General features: G+C 35.6%; 4 protein-coding genes. 2 read left to right on the forward strand and 2 right to left on the reverse strand.

Going from position 1 to position 13249, the window contains the following annotated elements:
- Nucleotides 1-8 precede the first annotated feature (8 nt).
- Nucleotides 9-2837, reverse strand: a complete 2829-nt coding sequence (locus QM491_RS19105; protein ID WP_283329138.1) for a glycosyl hydrolase — start codon at nt 2835-2837, stop codon at nt 9-11.
- A 560-nt stretch (nt 2838-3397) separates the two neighbouring features.
- Here QM491_RS19105 and QM491_RS19110 point away from each other — a divergent pair.
- Both QM491_RS19110 and QM491_RS19115 read left to right on the forward strand, forming a co-directional pair.
- Nucleotides 3398-7531, forward strand: coding sequence for a T9SS type A sorting domain-containing protein (locus QM491_RS19110; RefSeq protein WP_283329139.1), 4134 nt, complete (start codon nt 3398-3400; stop codon nt 7529-7531).
- 513 nt (nt 7532-8044) lie between these two features.
- Nucleotides 8045-12379: a T9SS type A sorting domain-containing protein gene (locus QM491_RS19115; protein ID WP_283329140.1), complete on the forward strand. Its 4335-nt coding sequence runs from the start codon at nt 8045-8047 to the stop codon at nt 12377-12379.
- 284 nt (nt 12380-12663) lie between these two features.
- Here QM491_RS19115 and QM491_RS19120 read toward each other — a convergent pair whose 3' ends face one another.
- On the reverse strand, nt 12664-13101 hold the full coding sequence (locus QM491_RS19120; RefSeq protein ID WP_283329141.1) for an RDD family protein: 438 nt from the start codon (nt 13099-13101) through the stop codon (nt 12664-12666).
- Nucleotides 13102-13249: the final 148 nt, after the last annotated feature.

The raw sequence follows: 13249 nt of genomic DNA on the forward strand, positions 1-13249 counted from the left end.
ACTAATGCTTACTCAACCCGTTTTGCCTCAATCAATCGCACTGGACCAACTAAACCAGATGGTTTTGGCGACCATTTTGAAGCGTCAAAAAGACCTTCCTTATTACGATTTTCGGCTAGTCTGGCGGCCATGTTGATGTTATAATACTTTTTCCAAGGCATTCCATTTTTGTCCATCCAAGCCATACGGTTCGCCATCAAATTCGAAACTTGTATCTCCAACGTGTTTTGGTCTTGTAATAGGTTCGAAGGAATCTCAACAGTGTATTGTGGTCCTATCAAAGTTGCCACAGGTTTACCGTTTATGATGACTCTCGCAGTTTCGTGTACTTCTCCCAAATCCAATATCCAGTGTTGTGTGTTGCCTGAAGGCTTGGCAAAAGTAGTTTTGTAGCTGGCTGTTCCCGAAAAGCGATTCAATGCTTCCTCCGACCATGTAGTCCATGAGCTTAAGGTCGAAATCGTTCTGGTTGCAGGAAGTTCGGGACCGCCTTCTACGAAACTAACTTGCCAGTTGTCCTTAAGTTCCTGAGCTTTTTCTGCTGGTGCGAAAAACGGACATTCTTTTCCTTTGAGAAGATTTGGCGAAACTTTTACGATAATTGACTCATTGGGTTTGAGCGAAACAAATACAGAAGTCCCCGAGTTAGTTTTTTGTACTTTTCCAATGCCTGACTCGCCCGTCATCGGGTTGAAAATAGCTGTGGTAACGCCTTTTCGTTGTAGATTTACCCAACCAGAAAAGCTTATTTTATTCTTATTCCAAACGAAGTAGATGGTTTCGTTCCCCATTTTTTTACGAATAAAAGACAACCCTTGTTGAGATAAGGTTTCCTCTTTGACGCCATGAAAAGCCAAGAGTTTTTCAAATGATTCACCTACACTTATTTGACCCAAGCCCACTTTAGCATTCTGAATCGATTCGCTAGTAGCTTGTAACTGAATACCGTTTTTGATTTGAGAAAAAGTCTTTTGTTTTTCCTCCAAATTTCCCCAACCTGCTACCGATTCAGGTAGTGCGTCGATGAACAAAATCTTGGCACCTGCTTTTGCCAAGGCATTCAGTTTTTGCATGGTTGCCAAAGGTATATATGTACATTTGGGCACTAGAATTACCTTATAGTTGGCATTTACAGCCTGAATTTTTCCGCCAGAGGTGTTGAGCTTTTGTAATTGACTATCAGAGATAAAATCGTAAGTATAGCCTTTTTCTAACAAATTTTCAGCCAAATGAGAGAGTTCTGGCAAGCCCAATTCTTTGCCTAAACCATCGTAGTGACGCAACAGCGATTTGCTTGGTTTTGACCAACTATCCGAAATAGGGAAATAGACAAGCACATCATTGTCGGCAGTAGATTTTTGTAAAAATGACTGCACACGAGTCACATATTGGTTGATACTAGCGAAGTCTTTCCACCAAGGATTGGCAGGTGTAAACTCCGTTGCGGCATAAAATAATCTGCCAGGCCAAGGCTCATTTTCAGGAGAATAGGCGGTGCCATGATAAAAAATATGGTTAATACCCCCTAAAAACATCAAATCAATCGCCTTTTTTACGTCGGAAAGATTTGAGACAAAGTGCTCGTTGAGCCAAGTGGCAGTTTCGGAAGCAACGAGTTTTTTACCTGTCAAGTTAGCGGCGGAACTCGCAAATTTGAGTCTTGGTACTTCCATGCCCTCTGCTTCAGGAATGTCAGCAGCTACGTACAAATCCAAAATATTGGCAGGGGCACCATGACTTTGGTTACGGATAATCTTATGGTTTTTATGCGACCAAGAACTCCATACACCCATGTACTTTTCCAAGATTAAGTCAGAAATCGTTTCACGATAATCACATAGAATACGAGCATTTTTTTCTGGGGTGTCTTTCCCGAAAAGCGCAGGTAGAAAATTCCTTAAATCATAGCCTCTGCGTTTTTGAAACTCATTGAACATATCAGGCGTCCAATCGCTTTCGCCTTTGGCATCGTCGACCTCATAAGAATCGTTGAAATAGCCTCGTAGATAGCTGATATTGGCATTTTTGAACGCTTTGTCAAAATAAGTAAGATAGTTTTGGATAGCTTTGGTCGAGAAATGGTCAATCACTTCGCCTTCGCCACCAGGTCCAGCACGCTCGACTTGTTTGCCATGCAATCCCATAAATAAAGCCAATAATTTCCATTCTCCTTGGGGAGCAGTCCAGTTTAATTTTCCGTTTTTGTCAACCTTATCGGTCAGATTCAAAATTTCATTTTTATCAGAATAAGCCATCAAAACCTGTAAAGGAATCGGGTGCTCAAAGCGGATTTGCTCAACAAAATCTTTCTGTAAATTGGGATTGAGATAATAAGGTTCTTTTAGGTCTTTGAGATTTAAAGACTTATTTCCTGCCTGAAGCAATGGTTTTTGGATATAAGTTACCGATTCAGATAAAGTCTGTCCCTCTTTCAGAGTCCAAGATTTTTCGGTAACATATTTACAAGCATCATCAAGACTTACCCACGATCCACCAAAGGGCCAGCCTGAGGCATTAGCCAAGTCGACACCCATGCCCAATCGCTTACTTTCAGAAAGTGTATGTTCAAACACCTTCACCCAATCAGGAGAAAGGTAATTGATGAATTCCTTTTCTTGATTTTGGACACCATAAATAACTGTAACCTCAGTCCCTCCAAGCCCCACTTGTTTGTATTTTTCTAAGGCTGCTGTTAATCCTTTGGTTGTCACTTGGCTACCATTCCACCACCAGCGTGTCCAAGGTTTTGTTTCAGGAGTAATAGCAGGCCATTGAGTTTGGGCATGGCTCATGATACCAAGCCCCAGAAGAGGTAAGATAAGTGTTTTTTTAAGCATAAGTTTATTATTTGATAAATCAGGTTTTCTTTGGGCATAAATAGCGTACATACAAGATTTTGTAAACTATTTAACACCTTATCCCTAAAAGAAAAATAGGTAGAATTTCTAATGAAAGTAAAATAAGAGAAATGCTGCTAGAAAAACATGTTTGGATGATTTTGTAGAATTAATATATGTTAGTGAAGAAATTAGATATTTTATGTACTTTTATGGTATGTTTTATCACTAATTTAATTTTGTCATTTTATGAACTCACCACCTTATTGAAATGTCAATTCTTCGCCAGACTATCAAAACTTAATTGATAGTTCTATTTCCAATTCATAAACAATAAATTATCCAAAATGCGCAAATTTCTACTATTAGCTTTCTTCCTATTTAACAGCTTTTCGTCTTTTTTATTTGCTCAAAGTTTCGATATAGTCGGAATTGTAGAACCCTCCCAGAACTATATTTGCTCTAAGCAAAAAATTGTACTTGCTATACAAAAAAATGGGACCTTCGATGCCAATAATAAGTTTACATTACAGTTGCTAAATAATCAAAACAAAATCGTTTTGAATCTAGACACAAAGGATTCGTCAGGTTTTTTGGTGACCTATCTTCCAGACTTTGCCCAATATCCTAGTGTGTTTGACTATGAGGGCAATACATCTAGTTTTCTATTTAGATTTCAAATGTTATCTTCTTCGCCAGGCTATACCACAGGAATCTTTAATCAAGCATTTGCCATTGCTAAAGTGCCAAATGTCCGAATTATAGATACTACCAGTACTGGAGTTACTCGTGGTTTGGCTTATGAAATGCGATTGACAGGAAGTGGTTCTTTTCCGATGGTTTTCAAAACTTCCGAGGGGGCTTCGATTGCTTCTAGCTCAAATAACTGGATTGAACCAATTTCTTTAAAAACCTACCCTCAGAAGTCTGGAGATTTCTACATTAAAGAGGTTTCTAACATGTGTGGAATTGCCAAAGTAGCAGGTAAGGTAAAACTCGATGTTGTAGATAACTTCTTAAGTATAAATGATTATGCAATGGGAGAGTTTTGTATTGGAAATAATGTAAAAATATTTGTTGAAAAAAGAGGGACATGGAATACTAATAATAAATTTTATATCCGTTTTGTATCCCCTTATTATCAGAATGTTTACTTTGACGTAGAAGCCATTGAAACTAATGATGGTGCTTTGTTAGCAACTATCCCTACGTATATAAAGGAGGGTACTTATCATATCAAAATACAATCGAGTAGCCCTAAAATAGCTTCCTCGAATATTTTGTATAGTATTCCAGTTTCGAATCCTTCAAAAATGGATATTGTCTTAAATAATCAGACAGTAATGTATGGAAAACCATTTTCAATGTATTTCAATTCCTCGGGATTAATACCCATATTTTATACACTCAATAATGGTGTTCAATATAAATTAGAAAGTTCTGGATATAGTTCTATTGATATAACGCCAGCTAAATCTACCGAATATAAGATTACGAAATATCAAAGCGTTTGTAACACAGGCACTGGGACAAATGTCTTGAAAGTTACTGTGACAAACGGTATTAAAATAGAAGAGGTACTTACGTCGTCTATTTGTCCTGGTGAAATATTTAAGGTTAGGTTTTCTAGTCAGCCCGTATTAGCAGCAAAATCAACGGTATATCTAAATGTAATTTTTAGTGGAGGAAGTACTTTATTACTCACAGGAAAGGTAACTGAAGCTGGATTAGCTGAATTCAAATTTCCTGAATCAAGTCCACATGCAGGCAAAAGGTTTGATTTTAGCCTTTATTCAGACAATATTCCAGAAGCCAAAACAGAGTATAATATTTCGAGTTGTTTGTTTAAAAGTAAACCAACTCTCGATTCGTGGCGTCTTGAGTATTATTCAAAAATCAATCTATCTAATCCAGATTGGATAGAGTACCTTATGGTAATAAAAGGTGGAGGAAATGTCGCAGTAGAAAGTTCTCTTGGTCAAAAATTGCTCTATACCGATGCTAACAGCGAGCTAAATGTTCGAAGTAGATTTTTTGCATCCTCAAATATGCCATTTTCAATAACTAAAATTAGTAATGAATGTGGGGTGATAGATAACCCTAATATAAATTTTAATGTCACTGTAGCTAACTCCAATAATAATTTGAAGTTAGTGACTCCTTTTGGACTAGAAAAAACACTGTGTATAGGGACTAAGCATGATTTGAAGTTAATTAAGAATGGAGTGTTTGCAGATGGAACAAAATTCTATTTAGATTATGTCAATGAAAATGGATATGTTTTAGCTCAAAATGTAGGAGAGTTTATCGATGATAAACTCACTTGGACTGTGCCAGCTACTAATGATAATTTTGCAGGAAAGACTACTTTTTATCTGCAAGTTCATACAAGCTCTCCCTATGTAGCTTACGAGCGTTTCAAAGTTCAGGTATCTAATCCTCCTTCTTATACTGGCGAAAAGGAAATAAATTATTCAGAATCATATAGTTTTAATCCTCATTATGGAAGTATTAGCATAAATAGTCCAACCGAAACAATGATTACATTTAGTAATGGTCAACTGTTTTCTAGTTCAAATGGCTATGTATCATATAAGTTGAATTTGGATAAGGAAACTCAATATGTAATCAATAACATTAAAAATGAATGTGGTTCTATTAATGTGAATATTAAAATTAATGTGAAAATTAAAGAGAGAGCTGTGAATGCCTACAATCAATCATACGAAAATGCTACTACCGTGTGTGCAGGCAAAAAAATCAGTTTTAAATACTATGAAACGGTTTATAGACCTAGCGCTAAGGTTCCAAAATATAAAGTATTGATTTCAACTGAAGGTTCTTCCACATCTACCCAAAATAAGACATTATTGACTGGCGTTACCCAAAACCCAGTAGAAGTGACAATCCCATCAGATATGCCAATCGGATCATATTATATCCGCTTAGTAGATGAAGAGGATTCATTGAATACTACCACTTCTCAGTTTATCAGGGTAGAAGGAACGCCTTCTGTGGCATTATTAACTGAAAATTCTAATAGAGATTTTACTATTCAATATGGCGACAAAGTGAGTCTACAACTTCAATCCAAAAATAATTCTGCCTTTGAGGGATTGATTATGGATTCCAATGGAAATTCTTATACATTCAATGGAATTAATGAAGCTGTGCTAGTAAGTCCAACAAAATCAACTACATATACTGTCAAAAGTGTCTATAATCAATGTGGCAGTCAAAATTTAACTGAAATTGTAAAAGTGAATGTAAACCCATTTGTGAGTTGGGAGATAAAAAGCCCTATCAAGAATTCACTATGTAAAAATGATCAGGTTTTAGTTAAATTAGCCTCTTATGGTAATATTGATTCTACTGCAAGTTATAGATTTGTATTGAACTCAACGAGTTCTTCATTTTCATCAAAAAATTACACAATATCATCATTGAAACCCGACGGAAGCTATTTAATCAAAATGCCAACAACGGCAGTGAATGATATATACTTATTTACTCTGGTATCTGCTTCTGGAAAAACAATTGGAAGAGATGGCTATATTGTAACACTGTTAGACGTTCCCAATGTAACTCTGGAAGGCAATACTACCACTATGGCCAATGTGGAAACAACAGTACGCCTTAGAGCAACTGATCCTACTAATTATTACAATTTTTATGGAACGCTAAACTATGAGCTAACTAATGGTACAAAAGGTATCATTAGCAATTTTGGAGGGTTGACAGCCACTCTTCCAATACAGCTTGATAAAAGTGCGAGTGTGTCACTGAAATCAATTTCAAATCAATGTGGTGTTGGGAGATTTAGTGGAGAATCTAATATTACCATCACTCCTCAAACAAGTAATCGTATCATTACAAAAGATCCTACTGCTTCTATGTTTTTTTATAAAATATGTACCTCAAGTATCAATAGTATCCAATTCGATATTGCAGGCGATTTTAGTACCATACCGCAGTTTGGATTAGAAATGTCAGATAGTAATGGAGATAAATTTGCAGAAATACCTGTCATAAGTGTTAAAACTTTTCCTAATAATATAACATTCAAACTTCCTTCTTCTACCAAGATAGGCGGTAATTATCGATTTAGAGTTATTGCCAAGCAAAGCGGGGTTGGTTCGTCAAGCAACCCATCTCCGATAGAACTTTTCAGCGGAGCAACAGTCGAGTTTGATTCTTCTCAATACTATTTTACGCCAGATAAGCCTATTAACTTAAAATTACGAACAACTGGCGAGCCTCCAATTTATTTTACAGTGGGCACGGATGAAGTAAGTGCCAAAAAATATAGAGTAGACAGCAATGATGCAAGTTTGACACTTAATCCAGTGAGCCCAACAAAATATAAAATTTTTAGTGTAAGCAACTCAGTCTGCGGAGCTGGTTCAGTGGGAACCAAATCCATTGTTAGTCTCGAATTAGTCACAGGTTTTGAAGATGTCCAGAAGTTAGGCGTCACTGTTGGACCAAATCCTGCAACGGATTATATTACCATCAATACAGATAATCGTGACATCAAGGTTGAGTTGGTCAATGCAACGGGTAAAATACTCGAAGAAACCATTCTTAACTCAGGCAATAATGTAATAGATTTGAAGAATTATCCGATAGGATTTTACCTACTTCGAATCAGCAAAGATTCAAGAATAGGTGTCTTTAAAGTGATAAAGCAATAAACAAGCTCTCCTGACTTTGGGAGAGATTGATTTACGAAAGTAAATTTTGACTGATAGTTGGATTAAGATACTCTGATCAAACTTTGAGTAAGAAAATTAGAATTAGCATACGAACGAATTTAATGAAGCTATAAAAAACGACGTTTTTTATAGCTTCATTTTTATAAAGAAATGAGATAACTATCAATAGTTTTTAGTCTTACTTTTAATTTGTCAAGACGACTAAATTTTTATACAAGTAGATGTGTAAAAATTGAGTATCGAAAAGCTTCATTGTTTTTATCAAGAAAGAATAATAATGATGAATATCGAAATACTTAAATTTAGTGTAAATTTGTTGCTATTATAATTTCTGACTAAACTAAAAATACATCTAGCCAAATGACACCTTTGATTCCGCTAAACGTACCAAATTATCCTCCGTTATCAAATTCAAATTCTGTTTATTGGGTAAAGTAAGAGCGCCAAACTCTCTGGTTTACTATTTTTTATCAATTTTTATAGTCCACATATATGCGCAAATTTCTACTAATACAGCTATTCATATTTGGCTGTTTTCTACAGGTTTTTTCACAAACTGTAACTATCACAAGAATAGTTCAACCTACTTCGACTAATTTTTGCTCGGGAGGTCGATTTATCATAGCTTACAAAAAAACAGGTGAATTTAACTCCGACAACAAATTTAAGTTACAACTTGTCGACTCCTATAGTACTAGTAAAGTTCTGGTAGACATCGATACCAAAGATTCCTCTGGCTATTTAGTAGGAACCTTTCCTGATTTTCAACAAATTTCTGGATTAAGTAGCTACCTCGATAATAGCTACTATAGCAATGTAATGTTACAGATCGCATCTACTTCACCTAAGGTAGATCCTATTAAATTTGTTACATACGCAAGTTTTTCCTTGGCAGTTCGCCCAAATATTAAACTTGATACTACTAGTGCTTCGATTTCTCGCGATAAAGTACTCCAACTTAAACTATCAGGTATTGCCACAGGGACATTTTCAATAACTACTTCTGAGGAATCTGTACATACAGTTCAGAACTACTATACAAATTTTACTGATGTCAGAGTGAATACCTATCCCAATAAATCAGGAGATTTTTATATCAAAGAGGTTTCAAATTTTTGTGGAGTGGGGGTTGCACAAGGAAAAATAAAGCTAAATGTGTCGGACAATCTTTTGAATATCTCTAATTTAACCAGTACAACTTATTGTACGGATGGTAACATTAGTTTTAGTATTGAAAAAAGAGGTACATGGAATGCTGATAATAAATTCAAAATTCGATTTATTTCGATAAGCAATTCTTCTCAATATTATGAAGTTGAGGCCAAAGAGTTAGATGGAGTAGTTTCTGCAAAAATACCTGGACTTATTCCTAGAACTAATTTTAATATAAGTGTTATTGCTACAAGCCCTCTTACTATTTCTCCTACTTTTTCAACATCGGTGAGTATTGCCGAAGGCTCAAAAATAGATATACGATCTGAAGCGATGACAGTCAGATATGGGAGTATAGTCAATCTCAATGTTAACTCAAGTGGTTTTGCACCTATCAATTTTGAATTATCAGATGGTTTTAATTACAACTTAAGTTATTCTGGATATCCAACCTCAGTTCCTATTTACCCAACCAAAACTTTGGATTACAAAATTAAGAGGTTCACAAGTGAGTGTAATTCAGGGGAGGGTATTAACATCACCAAAATAACGGTTACTGATGCAATAAAGGTAGAGGAAGTCTTGACAAAATCAGTTTGTCCTTCAGGAGTTTTTAAAGTGAGGTTTTCTAGTCAGCCAGTGATGGAGGTCAATACACCCATAAATATGGCACTGTTGTTTAGCGATGGAAGTAAAACAGCACTTACTGGGAAGGTGACAGAGGCTGGCATAGCGGAGTTTACTTTTCCTAGTTCAAATCCAAATGAAGGCAAAAGCTTTACTTTTGGTCTTTTCCCAAATCCATTAATAGGTTCCACATTTGAGTATGGATCTACTCGATGTCTTTTCAAATCAATCCCAAAATTTGTTTACAGTAATATTGGGAGCCCTTATACCTTAGACAAACCTAGTTGGGTTTATAGTACTCTTGGTTTTATAGGAGGAGGAATAATAGAATTTGAAGATAATTTGGGAAAAAAATCTACACTGTATATGCCTGAAGGTGGCTTTGCTTATTTTAACTCGAAGTTTTACGCCTCAGATAATATGACATTTAAAGTAAATAAAGTGGCAAACGAATGTGGTGTAAATACAGATTTAAAGTTGAATGTCGATATTCAAGTGTTAAATCCTGTAAAAAGCCTAAAACTTCAAGCGCCCTTTGGTCAAGGGTCAGCAATTTGCGCTGGGTCTACACAAGAACTTATCTTGCAAAGAAGTGGAACCTTTGATGTTAGTGCAAAATTTTATTTGGATTATGTAGACGATTCTGGGAATATAGTCGAAGCGAGTGTTGGCGAGTTTGTGAACGATAAATTGTCGTGGATAGTACCATCAAAGTATTCCACTATTAATTTACAGGTGAGAGCTTCAGCACCTTATACTACTTCTGAAAGGTATCTTGTTGAAGTTGGAGATATCCCGAGTTATTCTGGACCAAACGAAATTAATACTTTAGTTACTTATGGCAATTATTACAGTGGAACGTTAAGATTAGATAATAAACTATACACCACCGCAGTGTTTGATCATGGTTTACGAGTATCAGGTTATGGAGGGGTCATAGGGTATTCTTTTGATGTATATAACTCTGGTACTTTTGTAATCAAAAAACTGACAAATGGTTGTGCTACAAAAGACGTGAACATTAAAATTAATGTGAGTTTAGCCGACAGAACGGTTGATTTTAAAGGAAACTATAACACTATATTTGCGTGTGCTGGTAAAAAAGTTGAACTAAAATATGGTGAAACAATTATCAGACCATCAAACCGAGTGGCGAGTTACAAGTTGGTTCTTTTAAAATTAGATGATACCCCATATTCTAAGCAAGCCCTTCTCACAGGAATCAAGCAGAGTCCATTTGAGGTAACTTTACCTCAAGATATAGAAGGTAACTACAACTTGCGATTGGTTGAAGAGTCAGATTCTTTATTGGTTAGTTACGCTAGAGCTATACGAATTCAAAAAGCACCGAATGTTTCAGTTGCCGTAGTCAATGGTCAAAAAGATATTGAGCTGAGTTATGGCGAGTCAGTTTCACTTACATTTACTAATAAAGGAAATTCAAATTTTGACGGTGTTATAAGAGGTAAATACGGCGATGTATATCCTGTTGATTACTCTAATTATTCTTACCTCAACCTTTTACCTAAATATACGACAGTTTATACACTACCTACTGTTTCTAATCAGTGTGGTGTTCAAAATTTGAACTTTTCTATTAATGTACGAGTAAAACCTCTAGTTACTTGGGGAGTATCAAACTTCAATTCGAATGGTAATAGTAGTATTTGTCGTAACGAAAAGCTAAGTATTAATCTAGCTTCTTATGGAGAAGTTGATACCACACAACTTTATAAATTGTCCTTCATGACCTCTATAAATGGAGTGTCAGTTTATCATGAAATCGCAAGGATAAAACCTTATGGTAGTTATGCTTTATCAATTCCAGCCAATATTCCAATAAATTCTTATCAGGTGGTTTTGCAAAATATATCAACGCAAAGTGTTGATATCAGAGGTTCATGGTACTGTACTTTAATAGAGGCTCCAGACCTAACCATTGCAGGTAATGTAACTACAGTAGCTAACCAGCCTGTTACTTTGACCTTGAAGTCTAGTAGTAGCGCTGATGGGTATTATTTATTTAGTGGCAATCCAACTTTTGAATTAAGTAATGGTGTTACAGGTGTGATTACGAGCAGAACTAGACAATCTGGGTTTGTAACTTTTGTAGCCCAAAAATCCGAGACAGTTACCCTAAAGTCAGTGTCTAATCAATGCGGTGTTGCCCCTGGAAAGGGTTCTGCAACCATTACTGTGTTACCTGAATCTGCCAAGTATGTTCTGACCTTGAATCCAACTGTGAATAGCATTTACAATTTTCTTTGTTCAGGAACGGAAACAAAAATTGGTTTTATGTTGATGGGTATTACTGGGACAAATCCGAGTCTTGGACTTGAAATGTCAGATAGCTTAGGAGTTAATTTTAAGGAGATTGAGACACTAGGAATTTCTTACACAACAAATACCATTTCTTTCAAAATTCCTACTAATACTTCTTCTGGACAAAATTACCGATTTAGAGTAATTTCAAAAGAAAATGGCATAAGCTCAACTACAAGTGTTATTCCACTCGATGTTATAAAATCACCAACAGCCTCATTTGATACTACTTTGTATTATTTTTCACCAGAAAAGAAGGTTGATTTAAAAGTAAAATTAACTGGTAATTTTCCAGTAAGTTTCAAATTAGGTACAGATGAATTAAATGCAAAAGACTTTAGTGCACCAACCTCGCCATATACTGTTACTTTGAATCCTACTATTCCTACTAAGTTTAGATTATTTAAAGTATCTGACTATTACTGTAGCACAGGAATCATCGGTTCAAACTCAACAGTTAGTCTGGAGTTAGTCACTGGTTTCGAAGACATTCAAAAGCTGGGCGTTACCGTTGGACCAAATCCCGCTACGGATTTTGTTACGATTAATACCGATGAGACTGGCATTAAAGCCGAATTGGTTGATGCAACAGGAAATGTTCTCTCAGAAATAAAGTTGCAGTCTGGTAGTAATCAACTAGACCTTAAAAACTACCAAAATGGGACGTATCTTTTGCGTATCAGCAAAGATCAAAAGGTTGGAATATTTAAGTTGATGAAGTTCTAAGTACGAAGACGTTATTGGTTATTTGAAGGCGGTTGTAATCAAATAATTTAATCATTCCTTCTACTTAATTTAAGATATCAGATAGCGTAAACATGATTCACCCCGAATTTTGACGTTTGGGATATTTTCTAATGGTTTATCAAAAAAGGCGTTCGAAATTAGTTTTTCGAACGCCTTTTTTGATGCTACTATACTAGAAATGACTTGGCTTAAGATGCAATCATTGCGTCTCTATTGATGGGATACCAATTTTTTAAATAATCACTCATTCGCTCAATTTGAGATTATTTCCAAAACTTATAGTTACCCATCGTAACGGTTGTACCAGCAAATCTGTCGCCAATACGTTGGGCTTTTTTGGAATAAATAGCCGAAATAATGGCGCCTAATCCAAGGGTTAGATAAAAATCGAATATCACGCCAAGCCATCTGAAAAAAGCATGTTTGGGGTCAATTATTTTGCCGTTTAAAAGTCTTACTCGTAAGCCACAAATGAATTTTCCAACGGTAAATCCAAAAGAAAGGTATTCGAAAAAAAGCTCATAAAGCACACAAAATGGAATGAATAAAATCATTTCTTGTAATCCTGTAAATAGCCCATCATGAGGATTCATGACATCACGATTTAAAAAATCATAAAATTTACCAAAGCAATAATTAAGAAATATCAGGTCGATTAATCGGGCTAATGATCGTAGCAGAATGAGTTTGGTTTTTTGCATGTAAAATAATTTCAAGACAAACTTTTGTAATAAGTACAATATCTCAAAGGTAAGACTTGATTGATGTTAATAAAATGCTGGTAGGTAGACAAAAATGAAAAAGTTTTAGATTTTTTAAACCTTTTTAATGATAAAACGCTCCAAGAGG

The organism is Flectobacillus longus (assembly GCF_030056705.1).
Classification (GTDB): Bacteria; Bacteroidota; Bacteroidia; order Cytophagales; family Spirosomataceae; genus Flectobacillus; species Flectobacillus longus.